At 72.3% G+C, this 24,918-nt stretch carries 23 protein-coding genes; 11 read left to right on the forward strand and 12 right to left on the reverse strand.

The window, feature by feature from the left end; all coding sequences use genetic code 11:
- Nucleotides 1–63 precede the first annotated feature (63 nt).
- Genes ACFV3I_RS11990 through ACFV3I_RS12020 form a run of 7 tightly spaced genes read right to left on the reverse strand, consistent with a single transcriptional unit; the run spans nucleotide 64 to nucleotide 6,936 of the window.
- A complete protein-coding gene (locus ACFV3I_RS11990; protein WP_378822899.1) occupies nucleotides 64–1,587 on the reverse strand; it encodes a serine hydrolase domain-containing protein in 1,524 nt (507 codons plus the stop codon).
- Nucleotides 1,584–2,297: a type 1 glutamine amidotransferase gene (locus ACFV3I_RS11995; protein ID WP_378822901.1), complete on the reverse strand. Its 714-nt coding sequence runs from the start codon at nucleotides 2,295–2,297 to the stop codon at nucleotides 1,584–1,586. Before ACFV3I_RS11995 ends, ACFV3I_RS11990 begins: the two co-directional genes overlap by 4 nt.
- Nucleotides 2,294–3,406 (reverse strand): dipeptidase, encoded by a 1,113-nt coding sequence (locus ACFV3I_RS12000; protein WP_378822903.1) that lies wholly within the window; start codon nucleotides 3,404–3,406, stop codon nucleotides 2,294–2,296. Before ACFV3I_RS12000 ends, ACFV3I_RS11995 begins: the two co-directional genes overlap by 4 nt.
- 1 nt (nucleotide 3,407) lies before the next feature.
- Nucleotides 3,408–4,298 carry an aminotransferase class IV gene (locus ACFV3I_RS12005; RefSeq protein ID WP_378822905.1) on the reverse strand — a complete coding sequence of 297 codons (891 nt, stop codon included), beginning with the start codon at nucleotides 4,296–4,298 and terminating at the stop codon, nucleotides 3,408–3,410.
- A 30-nt stretch (nucleotides 4,299–4,328) separates the two neighbouring features.
- Entirely contained in the window at nucleotides 4,329–5,477 is a 1,149-nt protein-coding gene (gene menC, locus ACFV3I_RS12010; protein WP_378822907.1) for an o-succinylbenzoate synthase, read from the reverse strand.
- Nucleotides 5,474–6,160 carry a MurR/RpiR family transcriptional regulator gene (locus ACFV3I_RS12015; RefSeq protein ID WP_136030929.1) on the reverse strand — a complete coding sequence of 229 codons (687 nt, stop codon included), beginning with the start codon at nucleotides 6,158–6,160 and terminating at the stop codon, nucleotides 5,474–5,476. The genes menC and ACFV3I_RS12015 overlap by 4 nt, the downstream gene beginning before the upstream one ends.
- Nucleotides 6,157–6,936, reverse strand: a complete 780-nt coding sequence (locus ACFV3I_RS12020; RefSeq protein ID WP_378822909.1) for a hypothetical protein — start codon at nucleotides 6,934–6,936, stop codon at nucleotides 6,157–6,159. The genes ACFV3I_RS12015 and ACFV3I_RS12020 overlap by 4 nt, the downstream gene beginning before the upstream one ends.
- Nucleotides 6,937–7,028: 92 nt before the next feature.
- On the opposite strand from ACFV3I_RS12020, the gene ACFV3I_RS12025 reads away from it, so the two are divergent.
- The 8 genes from ACFV3I_RS12025 to ACFV3I_RS12060 all read left to right on the forward strand — a co-directional run bounded on the left by ACFV3I_RS12025 (nucleotide 7,029) and on the right by ACFV3I_RS12060 (nucleotide 16,593).
- Nucleotides 7,029–8,177 carry a M20/M25/M40 family metallo-hydrolase gene (locus ACFV3I_RS12025; RefSeq protein WP_247981824.1) on the forward strand — a complete coding sequence of 383 codons (1,149 nt, stop codon included), beginning with the start codon at nucleotides 7,029–7,031 and terminating at the stop codon, nucleotides 8,175–8,177.
- 316 nt (nucleotides 8,178–8,493) lie between these two features.
- Nucleotides 8,494–10,299, forward strand: a complete 1,806-nt coding sequence (locus ACFV3I_RS12030) for an ABC transporter substrate-binding protein (protein ID WP_240745286.1) — start codon at nucleotides 8,494–8,496, stop codon at nucleotides 10,297–10,299.
- 72 nt (nucleotides 10,300–10,371) lie between these two features.
- On the forward strand, nucleotides 10,372–11,415 hold the full coding sequence (locus tag ACFV3I_RS12035; RefSeq protein WP_136035442.1) for an ABC transporter permease: 1,044 nt from the start codon (nucleotides 10,372–10,374) through the stop codon (nucleotides 11,413–11,415).
- On the forward strand, nucleotides 11,412–12,326 hold the full coding sequence (locus tag ACFV3I_RS12040) for an ABC transporter permease (RefSeq protein WP_136030919.1): 915 nt from the start codon (nucleotides 11,412–11,414) through the stop codon (nucleotides 12,324–12,326). The genes ACFV3I_RS12035 and ACFV3I_RS12040 overlap by 4 nt, the downstream gene beginning before the upstream one ends.
- Before the next feature lies 1 nt (nucleotide 12,327).
- Nucleotides 12,328–13,977, forward strand: a complete 1,650-nt coding sequence (locus ACFV3I_RS12045; RefSeq protein ID WP_378822911.1) for an ATP-binding cassette domain-containing protein — start codon at nucleotides 12,328–12,330, stop codon at nucleotides 13,975–13,977.
- Entirely contained in the window at nucleotides 13,974–14,951 is a 978-nt protein-coding gene (locus ACFV3I_RS12050; RefSeq protein ID WP_378822913.1) for an LD-carboxypeptidase, read from the forward strand. Before ACFV3I_RS12045 ends, ACFV3I_RS12050 begins: the two co-directional genes overlap by 4 nt.
- Complete coding sequence (locus tag ACFV3I_RS12055) at nucleotides 14,948–15,784, forward strand: serine hydrolase (RefSeq protein WP_136035492.1); 837 nt, start codon at nucleotides 14,948–14,950, stop codon at nucleotides 15,782–15,784. Before ACFV3I_RS12050 ends, ACFV3I_RS12055 begins: the two co-directional genes overlap by 4 nt.
- Entirely contained in the window at nucleotides 15,781–16,593 is an 813-nt protein-coding gene (locus ACFV3I_RS12060; RefSeq protein WP_136035491.1) for a serine hydrolase, read from the forward strand. The genes ACFV3I_RS12055 and ACFV3I_RS12060 overlap by 4 nt, the downstream gene beginning before the upstream one ends.
- Nucleotides 16,594–16,690: 97 nt before the next feature.
- On the opposite strand, the gene ACFV3I_RS12065 is transcribed toward ACFV3I_RS12060, so the two are convergent.
- Nucleotides 16,691–17,740, reverse strand: a complete 1,050-nt coding sequence (locus tag ACFV3I_RS12065; protein WP_378822916.1) for a P1 family peptidase — start codon at nucleotides 17,738–17,740, stop codon at nucleotides 16,691–16,693.
- 156 nt (nucleotides 17,741–17,896) lie between these two features.
- On the opposite strand from ACFV3I_RS12065, the gene valS reads away from it, so the two are divergent.
- Both valS and ACFV3I_RS12075 read left to right on the forward strand, forming a co-directional pair.
- Entirely contained in the window at nucleotides 17,897–20,491 is a 2,595-nt protein-coding gene (gene valS / locus ACFV3I_RS12070; protein WP_378822918.1) for a valine--tRNA ligase, read from the forward strand.
- Nucleotides 20,491–20,706: a hypothetical protein gene (locus ACFV3I_RS12075; protein ID WP_136030907.1), complete on the forward strand. Its 216-nt coding sequence runs from the start codon at nucleotides 20,491–20,493 to the stop codon at nucleotides 20,704–20,706. The genes valS and ACFV3I_RS12075 overlap by 1 nt, the downstream gene beginning before the upstream one ends.
- A gap of 70 nt (nucleotides 20,707–20,776) precedes the next feature.
- On the opposite strand, the gene ACFV3I_RS12080 is transcribed toward ACFV3I_RS12075, so the two are convergent.
- From ACFV3I_RS12080 to tdh, 4 genes are all read right to left on the reverse strand, one after another.
- Nucleotides 20,777–20,995 (reverse strand): hypothetical protein, encoded by a 219-nt coding sequence (locus tag ACFV3I_RS12080; RefSeq protein ID WP_247638939.1) that lies wholly within the window; start codon nucleotides 20,993–20,995, stop codon nucleotides 20,777–20,779.
- The gene (locus ACFV3I_RS12085) at nucleotides 20,992–21,609 is read right to left on the reverse strand and encodes a transcriptional regulator (protein ID WP_136035432.1); all 618 of its coding nucleotides are present in this window, start codon (nucleotides 21,607–21,609) and stop codon (nucleotides 20,992–20,994) included. The genes ACFV3I_RS12080 and ACFV3I_RS12085 overlap by 4 nt, the downstream gene beginning before the upstream one ends.
- A 65-nt stretch (nucleotides 21,610–21,674) precedes the next feature.
- Nucleotides 21,675–22,853, reverse strand: coding sequence for a glycine C-acetyltransferase (locus ACFV3I_RS12090; RefSeq protein ID WP_136035433.1), 1,179 nt, complete (start codon nucleotides 22,851–22,853; stop codon nucleotides 21,675–21,677).
- Nucleotides 22,853–23,896 carry an L-threonine 3-dehydrogenase gene (tdh, locus tag ACFV3I_RS12095; RefSeq protein WP_136030898.1) on the reverse strand — a complete coding sequence of 348 codons (1,044 nt, stop codon included), beginning with the start codon at nucleotides 23,894–23,896 and terminating at the stop codon, nucleotides 22,853–22,855. Before tdh ends, ACFV3I_RS12090 begins: the two co-directional genes overlap by 1 nt.
- 82 nt (nucleotides 23,897–23,978) lie before the next feature.
- Here tdh and ACFV3I_RS12100 point away from each other — a divergent pair, with 82 nt between their 5' ends.
- On the forward strand, nucleotides 23,979–24,917 hold the full coding sequence (locus ACFV3I_RS12100) for a LysR family transcriptional regulator (RefSeq protein ID WP_378822921.1): 939 nt from the start codon (nucleotides 23,979–23,981) through the stop codon (nucleotides 24,915–24,917).
- The last annotated feature ends 1 nt before the right edge of the window (nucleotide 24,918 follow it).

Genomic DNA, 24,918 nt, shown 5'->3' on the forward strand with positions numbered 1-24,918 from the left:
TCCATCCTAGAACCGATTTTTGGACGGGGTCGATGTGTGACCGCGGCCCTCGTGCGCCGGAGGTCAGAGCGCGGGGAGCACGAGGCGGTGGCGGTCGGCCGGGCCCGGCTGCTCCCCCTCGGCGCGCGACTCGCCCGTCGGCACGACCACGACCGACAGCCCCTGTATCCGCGGCTCGGGCAGCCCGATCATCCGCACCTCGACGCGCAGATCGGCCCGCACTCCCGCGATCCGCCAGCGCAGCTCGGCCTCGCTCCCGGCGGCGACCACACGCTCCGCGAACGGCGCCTGCTCCGGCACGAGTCCGCCGATCTCCTCGAGCTGGGCGCCCAGCCGCGCATCCCGCACATCCGCGGGCACGTCGGCCAGCACGTGATCCGCGAGGACGGGATACGCGGAGGCGGACCGGCCCTCACGGATCGCCGCATCGATGGCCTGCGCCGCCGCCACGGTCTCCCGCCACGGTCGCACCACGGCCGACGGCGCCCCCGTGCCCGCGAGGAGCTCGTCCAGTGCGACGCCGGCCACGCGCCGCGCCGCGAAGTCATCCGAGTTGCCGAAGGCGACCACGCCGAGCCCGGTCGCGGCGTGCCACCGCATGTGCGACGAGAACCCGGGCAGCCCGCCCGAATGCTGCACGATCCGCCCGAACCGTCGATCCTCCTCGACGACCAGCCCGTAGCCGTAGCCGGCGGCGGCGAGCTCGTGTCCGGGGAACGCCCCTGGCGGCCCGGGGATGGGCGTGCGCGGCTGCTGCAGCTCCCTGCGTGACGCGGGTGAGAGCACCTCCGGCGCCACGGGCTCATCCGTGAACGCCGAGCCGAGGAACCACATCCACGTCGCGATGTCGTCCACCGTGCTGACCATGCTGCCGATGCACCCGAGCGCCCCCGCCCCCACGAACGGCTCGGGGCGGAAGGTCTCCCCGCCGTCGAACGTGCGGAAACCGTGCGCCCGCTCGTCGTCGGGGAACGCGTCGGGGGTGTGCGCGGTGCGGTGCAGCCCGAGCGGCTCCAGGAGCACCTCGCGCACCACGTCCTCCACCGCTCTCCCGGTCACGGCCTCGACCGCCCGCCCGAGCAGCGACTGCCCGAGGTTGGAGTACTGATACACGGTGCCGGGGACCGCGGCGAGCGGCAGCCCCGACGCGAACAGCGCCGCGAGCTCCTCCCGGCCGGCGCCGAGGTGACGGTCGACCCAGGCGTTGTCCTCTCCCAGCCCCGAGCGGTTCGACAGCAGCTGCTCCCCCGTCACCGTGCACTCCCGGCCGTCGTGGAGCAGTCGCACGCCCGGTACCGACGTGGTGATCGGCGCGTGCAGGTCGAGCAGTCCGCGGTCGCGCAGCACCAGGACCGTCGCGGCGAGGAAGCTCTTCGACATCGAGGCGATGCGGAACACGGTGTCGCGTGTGGTCGGGCGCCCGTCGCCGTGCGGGTGTCCGTGCACCGCGACCGCCCGCACCGTGCCCCGGTCGCACACCGCCGCGACGGCCGCGGGGGCCCCGCGCCGCGCGCCGTCGTCCAGCCCGAGCCGGAGGACGCCCTCGTCCGTCGCCTCCGCCGGCCCGCGGGGCCCAGGGGACGTCATGCCGAGACCCCGGCGAGCACCTCGTCGGCGAAGGCCTCGATGAGCGCGCGGCTCGCGGCGGTGTTGTGGTCGTGCACGCGTTCGGCCTCCGCGATCAGGGCCGGCAGCGACCGTCCCTCGCCACGCAGCGCCGCGTCGTCCCAGCGCTCCAGGTCGGCGGCGGACGCCTCGGGGTGGAACTGCACGCCGCGCACGTGCGCGCCCAGCCGGAAGGCCTGGTTCTCCACCGCCGCGCTGGAGGCCATCAGCACGGCCGCGGGCGGGAGAGCCGCGATCATGTCCTGATGGTTCTCGATCATGGGGGCCTCGTCACCGAGGGCGGCGAACACCGCGTCCTCGCGCCCCGCGTCCGTGGGCTGGATGGGCGTGGCCCCGCGTTCGACCGGCCCGGTCTTGGCCCGCACCTCGCCCCCCGCCACGTGCGCGAGCAGCTGACCGCCGAGGCAGATGCCGAGTGTCGGGAGGTCGCGGGCGATCGCCTCGGCGGCGAGCGCGCGCTCGGCCCCCAGCCACGGCGCGCGGTCGTCGTCGTCGGGCATGAGTCCCCCGCCGAGGAGCACGAGCCCCCCGTAGCCGTCGAGCGAGGTCGGCAGCGGCTCCTGCGCTCCCACGACCGGGTGGACGTCGAGGCCGCGCTCCGTGAGCCACGCACCCAGACGTCGCGGGCCCGAGCTGGCGGAGTTCACGACCACGAGCACACGGGCGCTCATTCCGCCCCCTCTCGCGCGGTGGTGTCGACCGCGGGCACCAGCGCCGCGGGGGCCGGAGACCCCGCGCGGCCGGCGAGGAACGCCTCGTGGTCGGGGTCGGAGGCGGCGAGCACGCGCAGCACGTTCTCGTGGGCGGCCGCGGCCAGGTCCTCCTCCGACCAGCCGCGTCGCCGGAGCTCGGCGAACAGAGCCGGGTAGCACGAGACGTCGCCGAGACCGTCGGGCATCGCATCGGAACCGTCGTAGTCGGCGCCGATACCGACCGCGTGCGCACCCGCGACGCGCCGGACGTGGTCGAGGTGATCGGCCGCGTCGCTCACCCCGACCGCCGGGGCCTCGCCCGCACCGCCCGCCTCCCACCAGTCGCGTCTGGCCTGCGACAGGAACGTCGGCACAAACGGCACCATCACCACGCCGCCCTGCGCACCGATGGCCGCGAGCACGTCGTCCGGCACGTTGCGCGGGTGGTCGCACAGCGCGAGCGCTCCGGAGTGGCTCACGATCACGGGCCGCGTGGTGATCGCGAGCGCGTCGCGCATCGTGCTCGGCGCCACGTGGGACAGGTCGACCAGCACGCCGATGCGGTTCAGCTCGCGCACGACCTCCCGCCCGAACTCCGTCAGTCCACCGTGACGCGCCTCGTCGGTCGCGGAATCCGCCCAGGCGATCGTGCGCGACCACGTCAGAGTCAGGTAGCGCGCACCGAGCCGCGCGCACTGTCGCAGCACCGCGAGCGAGCCGCCGAGCTGGTCGCCGCCCTCGATGCCGATCAGCGAGGCGATGCGCCCGTCGGCCATCGCCGCCCTGACGTCCGCCGCGGTCCGGGCGAAGGCGAGCCGATCGGGGTGGGCGTCCACCAGCCGGTGCACGAAGTCGATCTGCTCCAGCGTCGCCACCACCTGCTCCGCACCCTCCAGCACCGGGTCGACCCACACCGACCAGAACTGGGCCGCCACGCCCCCGGCATCCAGCCGCGGAAGGTCGGTCTGAGTGGCCGCGACCGGCCCGGCCAGCTCGTCCACCCGGTACCCGAGCAGCGTCCTGCTCGCCCAGGCCAGGTCGTTGTGCCCGTCGAACACCCCGTCCGGAGTCCGTCCGTCGCCGGTCATGTCAGTCCTCCCGTGCATCCAGCACCGCGTTCATCCGCGCGGTGAGCTCATGGTCGATCGCCAGGGCCGCGCCGTCGAGGGCGCGCACCGGCACTGCACCGCGCGTGCTGGAGCACAGCCACAGGGCATCCGCCCGCCGCAGATCCTCCCGCGTCACGGGCACGATCGCGGTGCGGCGGTCGGCGAGCCCCGCGAACACATCCCCCTGGGTGGTGCCCGGCAGCACGCCGAACTCCGGCGGCGGGGTGACCAGGGTGTCGTCGATGCGGGCGATCAGCGTCGACCGCGGCCCCTCCAGCACGAACCCGTCTGCGCTGACGAACACCACGTCGTCCGCACCGCGGCGTGCCGCCTCCCGCAGCGCCGCCTGGTTGACCGCGTAGGCGAGCGACTTCGCGCCCTGCAGCAGCCAGGGCGCCGTGTGCATCACGTCGTGCCGGTACCCGCGGTCGAGCACCACCGCGGTGACCCCCGCGGCGCGCACGGTCGAGGGGTCGGCGCCCGCGAAGCCGAGCACCCAGCCGGTGGGTCCCGCGTGGTCGAGCTCGTCCCCGCGGGTCATGGCGAACTTGATCGAGGCGATCTCGCCGTCGCGCAGCACCCCGGGTCGCGACACCGCGGCGGCCGCCCTGCGCACGGCCGTGCGCCAGCGGTCGAGCGGCGGCGCCGGCAGCTCGAGCAGCGCAGCCGACCGTTCCAGCCGGTGCAGGTGCGCCTCCAGCGCCTGGGGCACGCCGTGGCGCACGACCGCGGTCTCGAACACGCCGTCCCCGCGGGTCACCCCCAGGTCGGTGGCGCGGATGATCGGGGTCGCGGGGTCCACCTCGACGACGGCGTCCGCGGGGTCGGTGTCCGGGGACAGCTCCAGCCGGTACAGCAGCAGTGCGCGCATGGGTCCACTCCTCGCAGCGGTCCGGGGCCGTCAGCCGAGCGTGAGGGCGGTGTCGCGCACGTCGGACGCCGCGGAGTCGTACACCCGCGCGGCGTCGCGCTCGATGCGCGCCACCTGCACCTCATGGCCGAGGCCGGGCCCGGTCGGCACCCGCACACGCCCCGCCTGAGCGGTGACGGGCGGCTCGATGATGTCGCTCTCGTAGTACTTGTCCGATCCGGACACGTCGGAGGGCAGCAGGAAGCCGGGCAACGACGACACCGCGACGTTCGCGGCCCTGCCGACGCCGAACTCGTGCATGCCGCCGCACCACACGGGGAGGCCGGCGTCGAGCGCGATGTCGTGCGCGGCGCGTGCCACCCCGAGCCCGCCCATCCGCGAGACCTTGATGTTGAGGATGCGCCCGGCGCCCAGACGGATCATGGCGCGCAGGTCGCCGAGCGCCACGACCGACTCGTCCAGGCACACGTCCGTGTCGAGGCGCGCCTGCAGCTCCGCGTGGGCCACCAGTTCGCGGGGGCCGAACGGCTGCTCGATCATGGTGAGCCCCTCGCGGTCGAGGCGCGCGAACACCGCGGCCGCCTCGTCGTCGTCCGGGTAGGCGCCGTTGGCGTCGACGTGGAGGTCGAGGTCGGGGTGGGCGGCGCGCACGGCCCGCACGGGCTCCACGTCCCACCCCGGCGCGATCTTGAGCTTGACCCGCGGGTAGCCGGCCGCGCGCTGCAGCTCGACCTGCGCGAGGAGCTCGTCGATCGACGGTTCGATGCCGAGCGAGACCCCCGCGACCACCTCGTCCCTGGTGCCGCCGAGCGCCGCGGCGAGCGCCATGCCGTGCGTGCGGGCGTACAGGTCCCACACCGCGCCGGAGAATCCCGCCTTCGCGAACTCGTGTCCGCGCACGCGCGACCACGTCGACTCCAGGTCGGCCGGGTCGTCGCCGGTCGCTCCGAGCAGGGCGGGGACCAGGTACCGCGTGGCGATCTCCCACGCGGTCACCGTGGTCTCCGCGCCGAAGTAGGGGTCGCTCGGGGACGCGATCTCCCCCCAGCCGGTGCGCCCGTCCGCGTCGGTGACCTCGACGAGGATGTGCTCGATGCCGGACTTGCGGTGCGAGCTGGTCTCGAAGCTGTGCCGCAGCGGCTGGCGCAGCGTGAACAGGCGGATGCGGTCGATCTTCACGCGCCGCCCTCCTCGCTGCGCGGCCGCGGCTGCTCCGGGCCGTAGAGGCCGAGGCGGGCCACGAGCCGGTCGCGCTCGGCCAGGCGGCGACGCGCACCCTTCGCGCTCGCCGTGGTCAGGGCGCTGAGCAGGTGGCAGACCGCCGCGACCGGGGTCGGTGAGTCGGCGTACGACGCCGACCCGGTGCGCACGCGGATGAGCGACGTGGCGATCGGTGCCAGCGGCGCGTCCTCGCTGTCGGTGATCACGACGAGCTGTCCGCCCGCCTCGTGGAACAGCCGTCCGAGCCGCACGGTCTCCTCGCGGTAGCGCCGCAGGGAGAACGCGATCAGCACGTCGGAGGCGCGCACATCGGTCAGCACGGTGAGCGGCTGCAGTGCGTGCCCGTCCACGAGGAACACGTTGGACAGCGTGGCGGAGAGATCGGCGGTGAGCAGCTGCGCGTACGCGGCGGCCTTGCCCTCGCCCGCGACGTAGCGACGGCGGGCGCCGAGCAGGAGCGCGGCCGCCTGCGGCACCTGCGCCGAGCGGCTGAGCTCCTCGAACGTCTGCGCGAGGGTGCGCTGCTCGGTCTCGATGATGCGCGCCTGGATGCTCTCGGCCGACTGGTTGGTGCGGATGCGCTCGCCGAAGCGGTCGCGCGGTGAGACGAGGTCGCGGTCCTCGTGGTGGTGGTCGCTCATGCCGGGCCCTCCCCTGGTGTCGCGCGGTAGACCGCCGTCTGATCGTCGAGGCGCGTCGCCGCCACCAGGACCTCCCCGCGGTGGAACACCCCGGTCATGCTGCGCTCGAGGTCGCGGCGCAGCGCCTCGCGCTCGGCCGGGCTCAGGCGGCCGGGCTGCACGGGGATCGCGATCCAGGTGCCGTCCGGTGCGGCGACCGCGCGACCCCAGTCGTCCGGCCCGAGCGCCGGGGCGGACGGCGGCGTGGCACGCGGAGACGGGGTGGCGGTGAGGTCCCACGAGACCACGAGCCGGTCGGTGTCGGGGCGCGCGTAGTAGTCGCGCTCGAACGCGATGCCGACGGCGCCGAGCGAGCTGAGGTTGAAGTGCGCGTTGCGCGACAGCAGCGGGTCGAAGGTCCAGCGCATGGTGCGCTGCCCCCACCGGAGGGCGACTGCGCGCTGCGCGAGCTTGAGGGCCTGACCGACGCCGCGGCCCTGCTGGGCGGCCTCGACGGCGGCCGCCTGCGAGTAGTGGAACAGCGTGCCGTCGGTGTCGCACCCGGCGAAGCCGTAGGCGAATCCGATGAGCGCGCCGTCGTCGGCGAAGGCCCCGATCGCCGAACCGCCGTTGCGGGCGAGCGCGGTGAGCAGGTTGGCGTTCAGCGCGTACTCGCTCTCGGTGTAGGCGAACACCCTGGCGTACAGCGCCGCGGCCTCTCGGAACTCGGTGTACTGGGTCAGCTCCCGACAGCCGTAGCCGATGCCCGCGTCAGCGGCCACGGAGAAATGAGGCACGATACGTTTCCTAAGATTGAAGAGTCCTGCTGCTCTGAGCGATGTTATCGGCGGCTTGCACGGGGATCAAGAGGCAGATACGGTTCGTAACTGTGACCACTTCTCCGGCGGCGCAGCACGCGGACCACTCTTCTGACGACATCATCGCACTCGTGCGCGAGCTCGTGTCGATCGAGTCGCCGAGCCGCGACACCGCCGCCAGCGCCCGCATCGCCGATGTCCTGAGCGCCCGCTTCGAGGCCATCGGCGGCACTGTCCGCCGCGAGCCCACGAGCGCCGGGACCGACCTGGTGATCGACGTGCCGGGCACGGGCGATCCGCTCCTGTTCATCGGGCACACCGACACCGTGTGGCCCGTCGGCGCCCTCGACGGCGAGGTGCCCTGGGTGGAGGACGGCGACGTCGTCCGCGGACCGGGCGCCTACGACATGAAGGCCGGGATCGCGGTGATGCTCGAGGCTCTGCGCACCCTCCAGCCGCTCGCGGTCGAGCGGCGCCGGGCCGTGCGGGTGGTGCTCGTGTGCGACGAGGAGATCGGCTCCCCCGTGTCCGGGCCGCTGCTGGCGGCACGCGCGCGCGGGGCCGCGGCGGCGATCGGCTTCGAGTCGCCGCACCCCGACGGCGCCCTCAAGGTCGGCCGTCGCGGCAGCGCGCGGGTGCGCCTCTCGGTCACCGGGCGCGCCGCCCACGCCGCCCTCGATCCGGAGCACGGGATCTCGGCCGTGGACGAACTCGTCGACCAGCTGCTCGCGGTGCGACGCATCGTCGCGGATCCCGCCCTGCCCGGTCCGGTGCTGTGCAACGTCGGCACGATCGCCGGAGGAGCCCGCACGAACGTGGTGCCGGCGGAGGCGGCGGCCGAGATCGGCCTGCGCTTCACGGATCCCGACACCGAACGCCGGGTGCTCGACGCCCTGGCCGCGCTGCACCCGGTGCGCGAGGGCGCGACCGTGACGGCGGAGGTGCTCAGCGCGCGGCCGGCCTGGCGGGCCTCCGCGCAGGACGCCGTCCTGCTGGAGCAGATCTCCGAAGCGGCGGCCGGTGTCGGTCAGCGCATCGAGGGTCGTCCGGCCGCGGGCGCCGGGGACACCAACCTGCTGGGCGGGCTCGGGCTGCCGACCGTCGACGGCTTCGGGCCACGGGGCGGGGGCGCGCACGCGGTGGACGAGCATTTCCTGCGCTCCTCCCTGCACGACCGGGTCGCGCTCCTGCGTGCCGTGCTCACGATCGCCGCGGACTGACGATACGATTCCCGTTCGCGTGCCCCGGGACCCCTGGCGAGGATACGTTCCGGATCTCCACGGTGACGATGCGACGCCGTCTCGGCGGTTCCCGCACGTGCGCATCCTGGCAGCCCCGTGTTTCCGCCGTGTTACACCCGAACGGCGCCGGGGGGTCTTCTCCACGACCGCAGTTTTTCTTCCGCGATACGCATCGAATCTCTTGACCCCGGGCCCGACTTCCGCTTGCATGGTCTCCACCGACCCGGCTTCATCGTGGATCCGGGCGGCGCCCGAAGGGACTTCTTCCATGCGTCTTGCCCCCCGCTCGAAATCAGTGCGAAGTCTGACCGCCGCCGCGATCGCGACCGCGCTTCTCGTCGCCGCGCCGGTCGGTGCCGCCCAGGCGCAGACCGCGAGCGCCGCCACCGAATCCCCCGCATCGGACACCACGCTGCGCATCGCGACGTCCGGGTTCGTCGACACGTTCAACCCGTTCATCTCGATCTACCTCACGCCGACCAACATCATCCGGTACGTGTACGAGTCGCTCGTGCAGAACGACGCTGAGGACGGCTCCCCGACCAAGGGTCTGGCGGACTCGTGGGAGGCCACCGACGGGGGCCAGACCTGGACCTTCACGCTGCAGGACGACCTGGTGTGGTCCGACGGCGAGCCGATCACCTCCGCCGACGTGAAGTACACGTACGACCAGATGCTCACGGTGCCCGCGCTGGGCACCGCCAACGGCAACCTGGTGTCGAACTTCGACACGGTCGAGACGCCCGACGACAAGACCGTCGTCATCACCCTGAAGACCCCGCAGGCCCCGAACCCCGGCTCCGAGATCCCGATCGTGCCGAAGCACATCTGGGAGAAGGTCGACGACCCGACCACGTTCGCCAACGACTCCGAGGTCGTCGGCTCCGGCCCGTTCGTGCTGGACAGCTACTCCGCCAACCAGTCCATCACCCTGAAGGCGAACGAGAACTTCTGGCGCGGCGCCCCCAAGATCGACGCGATCCAGTACGTGTACTACACGAACTCCGACGCGCAGGTGCAGGCCCTCAAGGCGGGCGACGTCGACCTCGTCACCGGTCTCACCCCCACCCAGTTCGAGGCGCTCGACGGCGTCGACGGCGTCACCACCCACTCCGGTGAGGGCCGCCGCTACCACTCGATCAGCATCAACGTGGGCCAGCAGACCCGCGACAACGTCCCCTACGGCACCGGCAACGCCGCGCTCAAGGAGCTCGAGGTGCGCCAGGCCATCCGCCTCGGCACCGACACCGCGACCCTGCTCGACAAGGTGCTCGACGGCGAGGGCACGCTGGCGACGAGCTTCATCCCCGCGTCCTTCCCGAAGTGGCACCTGTCGGAGGACGACGACGTGATCGTCGGCTTCGACCCCGAGGCCGCGCAGGCGAAGCTCGACGAGGCCGGCTGGACGCCCGGGGCCGACGGCATCCGCGAGAAGGACGGGCAGCGTCTCGCGCTGCGCCTGCTGATTGACGCCGACGACGCGAACGAGCAGTCCATCTCCGACTTCTTCGTGCCGTGGATGAAGGACATCGGCATCGAGATCACGGTCGAGTCCACCGACTCCGACACCATCAGCGCGAAGGCCACGTCCGGCGACTACGACCTGTACTTCAGCGGCTGGTCGGTCAACCCCGACCCCGACTACCAGCTCGGCATCAACACCTGCATGAACCTGCCGACCGCGACCGACGGCACCGGCGGCACCACGCAGGACGGCTACTGCAACCCCGAGTTCGACGAGATGTACGCCCAGCAGCGCTCCGAGATCGACGAGGAGAAGCGGCAGGAGATCGTGCACGACATGCTCGCGCTGAACTACACCGACACCGCGCAGGTGGCCACCTGGTACGCCAACTCGCTCGAGGCGTACCGCTCCGACCGCTTCACCGGGTTCACCCTGCAGCCCAAGGACGGCGGCATCATCGCCAACCAGGCCGGCTACTGGGGCTACCTGACCGTGGAGCCGGTCGAGGGCGCGACGGCCGGCGGCACGGGCACCAACACGGGCCTCATCATCGGCGGAGTCGTCGTGGGAGTGATCGTCGTGGGCGCCCTGGTCTTCTTCCTGATCCGACGCCGCAACATCGCCGACGTCGAATGAGCCCCGCGAGACGTCGCGGGCGGCGGCAGCCCGCCCCCGCGACGTCTCCGGCTCCGCAGCAAGGAGACCCCCATGTCCAACGCGGTACCCCCCTCCACCTCGGCCATCGCCACGAGCGCGGCCGCCGAAGAGCAGCCGACCGGCGTCGGCGCCCTCCGGTACATCCTCGGCAAGCTCGGCGGCGCGGCCATCAGCCTCGCGATGGTGATCCTCCTCGGATTCTTCGCCTTCAAGATCCTGCCCGGCGACCCGGTCGCCTCGATCGCCCGCGAACGCGGCATGAGCGCCGAGCAGGCCGACCAGCTGCGTGAGCAGCTCGGCCTGAACAAGCCGCTGTGGCAGCAGTTCTTCGACTACCTCGGCAACGTCTTCACCCTCAACTTCGGCACGAGCTACGTGTACCGCACGTCGGTGTCCGAGCTGATCGGCCAGTACTTCTGGAACACGATCCTGCTCACCGGGACCGCGGCGGTGATCGCGATCGCGCTCGGCCTGTGGCTCGGCCAGAAGGCGGCGTGGAAGCACGGCTCCACCTTCGACCGCATCGTCTCCGGCACCTCGCTCGTGTTCTGGTCGGTGCCGACGTTCTGGCTGGCCCTGCTGCTGCTGATGATCTTCGGCGGCACGCTGCACTGGTTCCCCACCGGCGGCATGGTGTCTCCCAACCCGCCGACCGACCCGGTGGGCATCGTGCTCGACGTGATCTCGCACATGGTGCTGCCGGTGATCACGATGGTCGCCGTGGTGTACGCGCAATACCTCATGGTGATGCGCAGCTCGCTCCTGGAGGAGATGGGCGCCGACTACCTCACCACCGCACGCGCCAAGGGCCTCCGCGAAGACCTCGTGCGCCGCCGCCACGCCGTGCCGAACGCGCTGCTTCCCACCGTCACCCTCGTGTTCATGCACATCGGCGGCCTGATCGCGGGAGCCGTGACCGTGGAGACGGTGTTCTCCTGGCCCGGCCTCGGCAAGCTCACGTTCGAGGCGATCTCCGGCCCCGACCTTCCGCTCCTGCAGGGCACCTTCGTGGTGTTCTCCACGATCATCATCGTGATGAACCTCATCGCGGACCTCATCTACCGTCAGCTCGACCCGAGGGTGAGGCGCGCATGACCACGGCATCCCCGACCATCCGTTCGCCCCGCGCCCTGGCCTGGCACCGCCGCGGCGTCGCCTTCACCGGCTTCTGCCGGGAGTTCGCGCACCACCGCGCCGGCATGGTGGGGCTCGTCTTCCTCATCATCGTGGCGCTCGTCGCGATCTTCGCGCCCGTCATCGCCCCCGCGAGCATGCTCGACGTGACGAAGCTCGTCGACGTGCAGCGGTTCGCCCCGCCCTCGTGGGAGCACCCGCTGGGCACCGACCACCAGGGCCGCGAGATCTGGGTGCGCATGGTGTGGGGCGCCAGGGTGTCGCTGCTCGTCGGGCTCGCCGCCACCGCGATGTCGATGATCATCGGCACGCTCGTCGGCATCGCCGCCGGGCACTTCACCGGGTTCTTCGGCGGCCTCATGATGCGCATCATCGACTTCTTCCTGGTGCTGCCGTCGCTGATCCTCGCGATCGTGCTGTCGTCGGTGCTGAGCCGCGGGGTGTGGACGATCATCATCGCCATCGGCCTCACCTCCTGGGCGGGCACGGCCCGCGTGGTGCGCGCGCAGACGCTGTCGGTCGAGTCGCGCGACTACATCGAGCGCTCCCGGGCGCTCGGCGCCGGCCACTGGCACATCATCCTCAAGCACCTGCTGCCCGGGGTGCTGCCGCTCGTGCTCGCGAACACGACCCTCACGGTCGGCTCCGCGATCATCTCCGAGTCGACGCTGGCGTTCCTCGGCCTCGGCGACACGACCCTGCAGTCCTGGGGCTCGATCCTGAAGAACGCGATGGACGTCTCCGCCGCGACCAGCGGCTACTGGTGGTACGTGCTCGTGCCCGGTATCGCGATCGTGCTCGTGGTGCTGGCCTTCACCGTAATGGGCCGCGCGGTCGAGAACATCACCAACCCGACGCTGAGGAGCCGCTGAGATGCCCGACCTGATCTTCGACGACGTCTCCATCACCTACCGCACCTCCGGCCGCTCCGGCCGCGACGAGGTCGCCGCGGTGCGCAACGTCTCCCTCACCCTCCCCGCCGGGCAGACCCTCGGCATCGCCGGCGAGTCGGGGTCGGGCAAGAGCACCCTCGCGATGAGCGTGCTGCGCCTGCTCCCCCGCAACGCCCGGCTCAGCGGACGCGTGCTGCTGGGCAACCAGGACGTGGCGACGCTGTCGTTCGGACAGCTGCGCGCCGTGCGGTGGGCGCAGACCTCCATCGTGTTCCAGGGCGCGATGCACTCGCTGAACCCGGTGCGCACGGTCGCATGGCAGCTGAACGAGGCGCTGGAGCTGCACGCCTCCGATCGCTGGAAGACCGAGAAGGCGCGGAAGGAACGGGTGCGCGAGCTGCTCGACGTCGTCGACCTTCCGCCGCAGAAGGGCGAGGCGTATCCGCACGAGCTCTCCGGCGGGCAGCGGCAGCGCGTCATGATCGCGATGGCTCTCGCGTGCGACCCCGAGGTGATCATCGCGGACGAGCCCACCACCGCGCTCGACGTGATCGTGCAGAAGCAGATCCTCGACATGATCTCCCGGCTGGTCGCCGAGCGCGGCATCTCGATGCTGATGATCAGCCACGACCTGTCGGTGCTCGCGACCGCGTGCGACCGCATCGCGATCATGCGCAACGGCGAGCTGGTCGAGGTCGGCGAGAGCTACGCGGTGTGCACGACGCCCGAGCAGGCGTACACGCGCCAGCTCGCCGACGCGTTCCCCACCATCGGCGACCCCGCCTCCCGCATGGCGCCGGTGACCCGGCACGGACGCGACGCGGACGACGTGCCGGAGATCGTCCACGGCGACGAGGTGCTGCTGGAGGCGAAGGGCCTCAACGTCACCTACCGCTCGGGCGGCCGCCCCGTGCACGCGGTGCGCGACGTCGACCTCGCGGTGCGGCGCGGCGAGATCGTGGCGCTGGTCGGCCAGTCCGGCTCGGGCAAGTCGACCCTCGCCCGCGCCCTCATGGGACTGCAGCCCGCCGACCCGGGGTCGCAGATCCTGTTCGAGGGCTCTCCGATCGCGGCGAAGGGCCGGGCGCTCGCGCAGTTCCGTTCGCAGGTGCAGCTGGTGCTGCAGGACCCGTGGGCGGCGCTCAACCCCAAGCACAGCGTGTACGAGTCGGTCGCCGAGGGCCTGCGCGTGCAGCGCTACCCCGGAGACGAGCGCGAGCGCGTGGCGCAGAGCCTCGCCGACGCCGAGCTGACGCCGCCCGAGCAGTACTTCGGCGCGATCCCGCAGGAGCTCAGCGGCGGTCAGCGGCAGCGCGTCGTGATCGCCGGGGCCCTGGCCGTGCAGCCGCAGATGCTGATCGCCGACGAACCCGTCGCCTCGCTCGACGCCTCGGTGCGCGGCGAGATCCTGGGACTGCTGCTCGACCTGCGCCGCCGCCTCGGGCTCTCAGCGCTCGTCATCACGCACGACCTCGGGCTCGCATGGAACATCGCCCACACGGTCGCCGTCATGTACCACGGGCAGATCGTGGAGCACGGCCCCACGGAGGAGGTGCTGCTGAACCCGCAGCACGAGTACACGCGGCACCTGCTCTCTGCGGCACCGCGCATCGAGGAGAGGACCGCATGACCGACACGATGGAGGGCACCGCGATCGGCACGGACTCGCCCTACCTGGACTCCCCGCCGCTGCGACCGGGCGACACCGTGGCGATCGTGTCGCCCTCGGGCCCCGGCAACGAGGAGAACACGCAGCGCGCCGTCGACTACTACGAGTCGTGGGGCCTGAACGTGAGGGTGGGAGAGCACGTGCTCACGCCGCACCCGCGCGCCTCCTACCTCGCCGGCCCCGACGACCTGCGCCGCGCCGACCTCGTGGCCGCCTGGCTGGACCCCGAGGTCGACGCGGTCGTCACGGCCCGCGGCGGCTACGGCGCCCTGCGGCTGCTCGACGGCATCGACTGGGCGGCCATGCGGCGCGGAGCCCTCCGGCGCGACGGACGGCCGAAGCTGCTCACCGGCTCGTCCGACGTGACCGCGCTGCACGAGACCTGGCGCGCGCACCTCGGCGTCGCCACGCTGTTCTGTCCGATGGCGGGCAACAACGTGTTCCGCGACTCGCCGACCGTGCGCGACGACGTGCAGCGCTGGCTGTTCGAGCCCTGGCGCGGACGCGAGCTCATCGGCCCGAAGACCGAGATCATGACGCGGGGCCGGGCGGAGGGACGCTTCACCGGCGGCAACCTCAGCCTCCTGGCGGCGGGACTGGGGGCGCCGGAGGCCGCCGTCGCCGCCCCGGGCATCCTGTTCCTCGAGGACATCACGGAGGAGCCGTACCGGCTGGACGGCTTCGTGACGCAGCTGCGCCGGGCCGGGCGGCTCGCCCAGGCCTCGGGCATCGTGCTGGGCTCCTGGCACGAGTGCGGCGACCTCGAGCTCGTGCACGCCCTGATGCGCGACGAGTTCCAAGACCGCGGGGTGCCGGTGCTGTGGGAGCAGGGCTTCGGCCACGACCCGCACGCGCTCACGATCCCGCTCGGCGTGGACGGGGTGCTCGACGCGACCGGGGACGAGCCGCGCCTCACGGTCGGGCTGCCGGCATGATCGCCCTCCCCCCGCTCGACCCCCGGGCGACCTGGTCCGTCCGGCTGCTCGACGCGGACACCGGGGCGACCCTGGCCGAGCACGACCCGGACGTGCAGTGCGAGACCGCGAGCATCGGCAAGATCTTCCTGCTCATCGAGGTCGCCCGGCGGCTGGAGGACGGGACGCTCGCGGCGGACGCGCGCATCGACATCCCCGACGAGCACCGTGTCGAGGACTCGGGGCTGCTGTACCGGATGCACGACCAGCGCGTCACCGTGCACGACGCGGCACTCCTCGTCGGCGCCGTGAGCGACAACCTCGCCACGAACGCGCTCCTCCACCTCTGCGGACTCGACGCCGTCCGCGCGGTCGCCCCGGAGCTCGGCTACCGCGACACCGCGCTGCACGACTACATCCGCAACGAGCGCACGCCCGACCTGCCGTGGACGCCGTCGTTCGGCACCGCGGCCGAGCTGTCCGACGTGATGCGGCGGCTCGGCGCCGGCGAGGTCTTCTCCCCCGCCGTGAGTGCGCGCGTGCTGGACTGGCTGGCCGCCGACACCGACACGTCGATGACCGCCGACGCGTTCCTGCTCGACCCCCTCGCGCACGTCGAGGCCGAGTACCAGGGCCTGGTGCTGCGTCACAAGACCGGCAGCGTGGGCTTCGCGCGGGTGGACGTCGGACTGCTGCGCGGCCCGGAGGGCGCGGTCGCCTACGCCGTCGCGGCGAACTGGAAGACCGCGGGCACCGATCTGCGAGCGCCCGTGCTCGACGGCATGCGCGCGGTCGGCGAGCTCATCCGGGCGCACGTGACCGGACGCCCGCGCGACGACGGAGGGGACGCATGAGCGCGATCGACGTGGAGCTGCCGAGCGGGAACGGCACCGTGTGGTCGGTGCTCGTGCAGGACGTCGACACCGGCGAGGTGCTGCTGCGCCACGACCCCGAGGCCGTGCAGGACACCGCGAGCGTGGGCAAGATCTTCCTGCTGCACCGGCTGCTCGCCGAGGTCGACGCGGGCACCCGCACGCTGGAGGAGCGCGTGACCCGGCGCCCCGTGGAGGCCATCGAGGACTCGGGGCTGTGGTACCTGCTGCAGGCCGACGAGCTGTCGCTGTACGACGTGGCGGCGCTGATCGGCGCGGTGAGCGACAACGCCGCCACCAACACCCTGGGCCGCGTGATCGGCATCCCCGTGGTGCAGGAGCACACCCGGGCGCTCGGCTACACCGCCTCCGCGCTCGACGACATCGTGCGGTGGCCGATCCCGCCCGGCGCTCCCCGGACGCTGTCGCACGCGAACGCCGCGGAGCTCGTGCGCTTCATGTCGCGGCTCGCCGACGGCGCCGATCTCTCTCCCGCGTCGGCCGACACGCTGCGGCGGTGGCTCGGTGCCGGCATGGACCTGTCGATGGTCGCCTCGGCGTTCGAGCTCGACCCGCTCGCGCACTGGGGTTTCGACCGCGGCGTGTGGCTGCTGAACAAGACCGGCACAATCTCGCGGGTCCGCGCCGACACGGGCCTCGTCATGTCGCCCACCCGGCGCATCGCCTACGCCGTGCTGGCCACCTGGAACAGCGGTGCGGACGGCCGCGGCCCGGTGCTCGCGGCCATGCGCCGGATCGGCGAGGGCATCCACGCCGCGCTCGCCGACTGAGCACCGCTCGCACCGCACGACATCCGGGCGCGGTTGCCGTGACACGTCGCGCATCCGTCCTCCACGGCGACGTTTCCCCCCGGGTCGTGAACGCCGGTCAGACGACCCCGGCGCGCGCCAGGCGCTCGCGCACCCGATCGATCGGCACCGCGTGCGCCGTCCGCCCCTCGGGGCCCACGGTGGTCTCTGCGGACAGCACGGAGTTGATCAGCGCCTCCTCGACCGCGTCCATCGTCGCGGCGAACAGCGGCGAGAGCTCGTCGTCCGCCGCGAGCCCGCTCGTCGCTGGGTCGTGCACGGAGAACGCGATGGCGTAGTCGCCGCTGCCCTGCGCGTAGTCGGCACCGACGCCCCGCATCGCGAACACGGCGCGGTTGGCCACGCGCCCGAGCTGGCGGCCGTCGACCGGCGCATCGGTGGCGACGACGATCATGCAGGAGTTCCCGACCGGCTCCGCAGGGTCGTCCGTGAGCAGCTCCTCCGCGGGCAGGGGCACCCCGGCGATGCGCAGCGTGCCACTGAAGTTCGTCTGCACGACCGCGCCGACCGTGCACGGGGTTCCGGCCACGTCGACCACCCGCGACGCCGTGCCGATGCCGCCCTTGTAGCCGAGGGCGACCGTCCCGGCACCCGCACCGACACAGCCCTCCGCGACGGGACCGGACGCCGCCGCCTCCAGTGCCGCGACCACCTGCTCCTCGCCCACGGCCCGCCGACGGATGTCCGAGAGGAACCCGTCGTTCGTCTCCCCCACCACCGGGTTCAGCGTCGTCGTGTGCGCGTGCGCGGGTGTCGCCAGCAGGTGCCCGAGCAGCGCGTCGGCCACGCGGAACACCGACAGGGTTGACGTGAGGAGGATCGGCGTCTCCAGCGCGCCGAGCTCGCGCAGCTGCGTGGCACCGACGAGCTTGCCGTAGCCGTTGCCCACGGAGAGGTTCGCGGGAAGGCTGCGGCGCCGCGCGGTGAGCGCGTCCGGCACGATCGCCGTGACCCCCGTGTGCAGACCGTCGCCGTGCAGCGTGGCGTGGCCGACCCGCACCCCGGGCACGTCGGTGATCGCGTTCTCCGCACCGCGCGCGAAGGCTCCGGGCGCGACGCCGAGGTCGGCGAGCCGGGGACGGGTGGACGAGGACGACGGCGATGTCATGCTCCGATCCTCCCAGTCGCGGCGGGTGCGGGTCCGCGCCGCGCCGAGTGCCCGCCGCGGTCGAGCGACCCGCCCGCACGCTCGGTAGACTGGGCGGCACCACCCACACTCAGGCACGCTCACACAGTGCCGCATACATCGCTCGAGGAGACCTCCATGTCCGCCATCCCTGACAAGCCCGCACTCGAAGGTCTCGAAGCGAAGTGGGACGCCGCCTGGGCGGAGCAGGGCACCTACCTGTTCGACCGTCTGCGCGCCGCGGAACTCGGCCGTGAGGGCGTGTACTCGATCGACACCCCGCCGCCCACCGCCTCGGGCAGCCTGCACATCGGGCACGTGTTCTCGTACACCCACACCGACGTCAAGGCGCGGTACGAGCGGATGCGCGGCAAGACCGTGTTCTACCCGATGGGCTGGGACGACAACGGCCTGCCCACCGAGCGCCGCGTGCAGAACTACTACGGCGTGCGCTGCGACCCCTCGCTCCCCTACGACCCCGACTTCACCCCGCCGTTCGAGGGCGGAGACAACAAGTCCAGCCGTGCGGCCGACCAGCAGCCCATCAGCCGGCGCAACTTCATCGAGCTGTGCGAGCGCCTCACGATCGAGGACGAGAAGCAGTTCGAGGCACTGTTCCGGCAGCTCGGCCTGAGCGTGGACTGGACGCAGACCTACCGCACGATCTCCGACGACACGATCCGCCAGAGCCAGCTCGCGTTCCTGCGCAACATCGACCGGGGCGAGGCCTACCAGGCCCTCGCGCCGACGCTGTGGGACATCGACTTCCGCTCCGCCATCGCGCAGGCCGAGCTGGAGGACCGCGACCAGCAGGCCGCGTATCACACGATCGAGTTCCCCTTCGCGGACGGCTCCGGCTCGATCGCGATCGACACCACGCGTCCGGAGCTCCTCCCCGCGTGCATCGCCATCGTGACCCACCCCGAGGGCCCGCACAAGCACCTGATCGGCACGAAGGTGCGCACCCCGTTCTTCGGTGCCGAGATCGAGATCCACGGTCACCACCTCGCCCAGCCCGACAAGGGCACCGGTGCCGCCATGGTGTGCACCTTCGGCGACGTGACCGACATCGTCTGGTGGCGCGAGCTGCGCACGACCGATGGTCGCGACCTGCCGAACATGACCACGATCGGCCTCGACGGCCGGTTCCTCCCGGAGGCTCCGTCCCTCGTGGCCGACGCCGACGCCCGCGCCTGGTACGCGGCCGAGGTCGCCGGCAAGACCGTGTTCAGCGCCCGCAAGGCGATCGTCGAGAAGCTGCAGGAGACGGGCGACCTGACCGCGGTCGGCAAGCCCTTCCAGCACGCCGTGAAGTTCTTCGAGAAGGGCGACCGTCCGCTCGAGATCGTGTCCACGCGCCAGTGGTACATCCGCAACGGCGCCCGCGACGGCGAGCTGCGCGACCAGCTGCTCACGCACGGGCAGGAGCTCGCGTGGCACCCCGACTTCATGCGCGTGCGGTACGAGAACTGGGTCGGCGGTCTCACCGGCGACTGGCTCGTGTCCCGGCAGCGCTTCTTCGGCGTGCCGATCCCCCTCTGGTACGCGCTGGATGAGAACGGCGACCGCGACTACGACCGCGTGCTCGTCCCCGACACCGCGAGCCTGCCGATCGACCCGACCACCGACGTGCCGGCCGGGTACACGGAAGACCAGCGCGGCGTGCCGGGCGGGTTCGACGCCGAGGCCGACATCCTCGACACGTGGGCCACGTCGTCGCTCACGCCGCAGCTCGCCGGCGGCTGGCAGCGCGACGAGGAGCTGTGGCAGCTCACGGCCCCGTTCGACCTGCGTCCGCAGGGGCAGGACATCATCCGCACCTGGCTGTTCTCCACCATGCTGCGTTCCACGCTGGAGGACGGCAGGGCCCCGTGGAAGAACGCCGCGATCTCCGGCTTCATCGTCGACCCGGACCGCAAGAAGATGTCGAAGTCGAAGGGCAACGTGGTCACCCCGGCCGACGTGCTCGACGCGCACGGCTCCGACGCGGTGCGGTACTGGGCGGCCTCCAGCCGACTGGGCATGGACGCCGCGTTCGACCCGCAGAATCCGACCCAGGTGAAGATCGGGCGGCGCCTGGCCATCAAGGTGCTCAACGCCGCGAAGTTCGTGCTGTCGTTCCCGGTGCCGGAGGGGGCGCAGGTCACCCACGCGCTGGACGCCTCGATGCTCACGGCCCTCGACGCCGTGGTGGCGGAGGCGACCGCGGCGTTCGACCGCTACGACGCCGCGCGCGCGCTCGAGCTCACCGAGGCGTTCTTCTGGACGTTCTGCGACGACTACCTGGAGCTGGTGAAGGAGCGGGCGTACAACCAGAACGACGTGGGACAGGCGTCGGCGGCACTGGCGCTGCGCCTGGCGCTGTCCACGCTCCTGCGTCTGCTCGCGCCCGTGCTGTCGTTCGCGACCGAGGAGGCGTGGTCGTGGTTCGAGCAGGGTTCCGTGCACACCGCCGCGTGGCCGGAGCCGCTGGGCATCGAGGGCGACGCCGCGGTGCTGGCCGCCGCGAGCGAGGCCCTGATCGGCATCCGTCGTGCGAAGACCGAGGCGAAGGCGTCGCAGAAGACCCCGGTGTCGCGCGCGGCGATCGCCGCCCCTGCCGCGAAGCTCGACGCGCTGCGCGCCGCCGCCGACGACCTCCGCGCGGTCGGCCGCATCGCCGAGCTCGAGTTCACCGAGGCCGAGGAGTTCGCGGTGACCGCGATCGAGCTCGCCCCGGTCGAGGCGTCGTGATGCAGCTCGGCACCCGCTGGGCCACCGGCACGCAGCCGCCCGCGTCGGTCCCGGAGGCGCTGCGCCCCGCGATCGCCGAGGTCGAGGCCCGCGGGCTCACCGGACACTGGACGCTCACCTGGCTGGAGGGCCGGGCGCTCGCCGAGCTCGACGCGGGCTGGGAGGTCGTGCAGACGGCGTCCGGCGAGGTGGTGGCGCGTCCGTTCGAGGACTGAGCGGCCCCCGTGCGACGAGAGCCCCGGATCCTCTGCGGATCCGGGGCTCTCGCGTCCGTGGCAGGGGCCGTCAGCGGCGCGGCGCCCCGAGCTGGGCGAGCAGGTGGTCCACGGCGCGCGGGTCGTGGCGGCGAGCCTGCTGCTCCGCCAGCAGGTCGAGCGCGAGCTGGCGGCGCCGCGCGCGCTCGGCCACGCGATGCTCGACGAGTCCGGTGAGGCGGTCGGCGAGGCGCAGCAGCCCCCGCTCCGTGCGCGTGGGGGCGGAGAGGTGCAGCGTGGCGGCGGTCATGATGCGGACTCCGGCTCGGCCGCACCCGCCGCGGACGGCGGCGTCGGCAGGTCGAACAGCTCGGCGCGCACCGACACCCGCCGCACGTCCGGCCCGGTCTGGCCGCGGTACCGCTCGATCGCCGACTCGATGACGGCCTCCAGCTCCGAGCGCAGGGCGAGTGCCTGGGCGGGGGTCACGTCGAGGTGCGTGGTGAGCGTGATGCCCACGTCACCCCACCCGTCGGGAACCTCGGACGCCGGTCGGTTCAGGTACGACATCAGCGTCTCGTGCCGCAGCCGGAAGAACTCGGAGGTCACGATCTGCGCGGCGGCGCGGTTCGCGGGCGAGGTCATGTCGTCCGGGCCCGGCACGTCGATGCGCCCCTTCGGCCGCTCCCACCAGCGCTCCCTGGCGGTGCCGCGGCCCTCGACCTCGCGGATGAGGTCGTGCGCGGCGAGGGCGCGCAGGTGATAGCTCGTGGAACCCGAGGTCTCCCCCACGAGCGCGGCGAGGGAGCTCGCGGTCTGGGGGCCGCGCGAGGCGAGCAGGTCGAAGATCTTCACGCGAAGCGGGTGGGCGAGGGCCTTCAGCGCTCCGGCGTCGAGCGTTCGCACCTGGGTCTGTTCGGTCATGAGTGCAAAGATACCCTTGCAAACGACTCTTTGCAAGAGTTTCTTTGCATCCGGATCCGCTCCCGTCAGCCCACCGCGTCACGCGCCGCCACGAACGCGGCGACGCACTCCTCCACCTGCTCCGGCGTGTGCGCGGCAGACAGCTGCACGCGGATGCGCGCGAGCCCGCGCGGGACGACGGGGAAGCTGAACGCGGTCACGTAGATGCCCCGCTCCTGCATGGCCTGGGCGATCCGCGCCGTCTTCGCCGCATCGCCGAACATCACCGGGACGATCGGGTGCTCCCCCGGCAGCAGCTCGAACCCCTCCTCGGTCATCCGGCGCCGGAACAGCGCCGCGTTCTCGCGCAGTCGCGCCCGCAGCTCGGCGGATCCCTCGACGAGGTCGAGCGCCGTCAGGGTTCCCGCCACGATCGCGGGGGCCAGCGTGTTCGAGAACAGGTAGGGGCGCGACCGCTGTCGCAGCAGCGCCACGATGTCGGCGTGGGAGGCCACGTACCCGCCCGAGGCGCCGCCGAGCGCCTTGCCGAACGTGCCGGTGTAGATGTCGACCCGGTCCGACACCCCGCACAGCTCCGGAGTGCCGCGGCCGTGCTCGCCCACGAACCCGACGGCGTGGGAATCGTCCACGAACACCAGCGCGTCGTAGCGCTCGGCCAGGTCGCAGATCTCGGCCAGCGGCGCGATGTAGCCGTCCATCGAGAACACGCCGTCGGTCACGACCACCCGGAACCGGGCATCGGCCGCCGCCCGCAGCTGCTCCTCCAGGTCGGCCATGTCGCGGTTGCGGTAGCGCAGGCGACGCGCCTTGGAGAGCCGGATCCCGTCGATGATCGACGCGTGGTTGAGCTCGTCCGAGATGATCGCGTCCTCCGCCGAGAAGAGCGTCTCGAACACCCCGCCGTTCGCGTCGAAGCACGACGAGTAGAGGATCGCGTCGTCCGTCCCGAGGAAGTCCGCCAGGCGCCGCTCCAGCTCCAGATGCTGCTCCTGGGTGCCGCAGATGAAGCGGACGCTCGCGAGCCCGTACCCCCACTCCTGCAGCGCGGCGGTGGCCGACGCGAGGATCCGGGGATCGTCCGCGAGGCCGAGGTAGTTGTTGGCGCAGAAGTTCAGCACGGGCGTCCCGTCGGCCGTGATCTCCGCGCTCTGCGGTCCGCGGATGCCGCGCTCCCGCTTGGTGAGCCCGGCCTCCTCGATCCCGGCGAGCTCCGCCGCCACATGGGTCTTGAAGTCTCCGTACATCACAGCTCCGTCCAGTCGAGGATGATCTTGCCCGTTCCCGCCGATTCCGCGGCCGCGAAGCCGCGCTCCCACTCGCGCGCCGGCACGACGTCGGCGATCACGCGGCCGATCGCCTCGCGCAGCGCGGCGCTGGTCTGCAGCATCGCGCCCATGGCGTTCCACGTCTCGAACATCTCGCGGCCGTAGATGCCCTTGATCGTGAGCATGTGCGTGACGAGCTTGCCCCAGTCGATCTCGAAGCCGGCGCTCGGCAGCCCGAGCATCGCGATCCGTCCGCCGTGGTTCATGTTGTCGATCATGGCCGGGAGGGCCGACGCCGCGCCGCTCATCTCGAAGCCGATGTCGAAGCCCTCGCGCATGCCGAGCACGCGCTGGGCGTCGCGCACGTCGCGCTGCGACACGTCGACCACCTCGTCCGCGCCCATGCGCCGCGCCATCTCCAACCGCGGTGCGCTCACATCGGTCGCGGCGATGAAACGCGCACCGGCGTGCCGCGCCACCGCGATCGCCATGAGGCCGATCGGGCCGCACCCGGTCACCAGCACGTCCTCACCGACCAGCGGATACGTCAGGGCCGTGTGCACGGCGTTGCCGAGGGGGTCGAAGACGGCCCCGAGTTCCGGGGTCACGTCGGCGTGGTGCACCCAGACGTTCGCGGCAGGCAGCGACAGGTACTCCGCGAACGCCCCGTCGCGCTGCAGCCCGAGACCGATCGTGCGGATGCACATCTGCCGGCGCCCCGCGCGACAGTTCCGGCAGGTGCCGCACACGATGTGCCCCTCGCCGGAGACGCGGTCCCCGACGACGATGTCGTGCACCAGGGGCCCGACCTCCACGACCTCCCCGTAGAACTCGTGTCCGGGGATGAGCGGGGTCGAGATGGCGGAGGCCGCCCAGTCGTCCCAGCGGTGGATGTGCAGGTCGGTGCCGCAGATGCCCGTCCGCAGCACGCGGATGACCACGTCCCCCGGTCCGGCCGTCGGTTCGGGGCGGTCGACGAGGGTGAGTCCGGCGCCCGGCTCCTCCTTGAACAAAGCCTTCATGTCTTCGATCTCAGCGCATCCATCGCTGTAGAACAATCGGCAAATCCTGCATCGTCTCTGTAGTCCTGGCTAAACTATCGCGATGGAGCTCCACCAGTTGCAGATCCTCCGCGAGCTCGGCGCCCTCGGGAGTGTGACCGCGGTCGCCGAGGCCCTGCGCGTCACGCCGTCCGCGGTGTCGCAGCAGCTCGCCGCCCTCCAGCGGGCGTTCCCCACACCGCTCACCCGTCGCGAGGGACGCTCGCTCGTGCTCACTGCGGCCGGAGAGGTCCTGGCCGCGGCGGGCACCGACGCGATCGACGCGATGGCCGCCGCGAGGCACGCCCTCGACGACTTCGAGGAGGCGGCGACGGGCGTGGTGAGCCTCAGCGGCTTCCACAGCGTCGGGCAGGCGCTGTTCGGGCCGCTGCTGCGTGAGCTGTCCGCGCTGGATGCCGCGCCCACCGTGCAGCTCACCGACGAAGACGTCGCCCAGAGCGAGTTCCCCGCCCTCACCTCCCGGTACGACCTGGTGCTCGCGCATCGCATGGAGCACTCCGATCCGTGGCCAACGGCGGGTGTGCGCAGTGTCACGCTCGTGCGCGAGCCGCTCGACGTGGCGGTCGCCGCCGATCATCCCCTCGCCACGCGGTCGAGCCTGAAGCCCGCCGACGTGGCGGCAGAGCGCTGGGTGACCAGCCGCACCGGCTACTCCCCCGACGACGTGCTGCGCGCCGTGTCGGCCGTCGCGGGGCGCCCGGTCGACGTCCTCCACCGCATCAACGACTACGGCGCCGTGTCCGCCGTCGTCGCCGCGGGCGGGGTGCTCGGCATGCTGCCGCGCTTCACGTCGCGCAGCGTCGACGACCGTGACATCGTGCGCATCCCGCTGCGTGGCGTGAGCACGCACCGCATGATCGACGTCCTGGCGCGGCCGGAGAACCTGCGCCGGCGGTCCGTCCGCGTGGTCGTCGACGCGCTGCGCGCCGTGATGGTCGGGCTGCGCACCGAGGCCGACGATGCGCTCGGCACGGGTCGTTAGG

Source organism: Microbacterium sp. NPDC059771, assembly GCF_042732495.1.
Taxonomy (GTDB): domain Bacteria; phylum Actinomycetota; class Actinomycetes; order Actinomycetales; family Microbacteriaceae; genus Microbacterium; species Microbacterium sufflavum.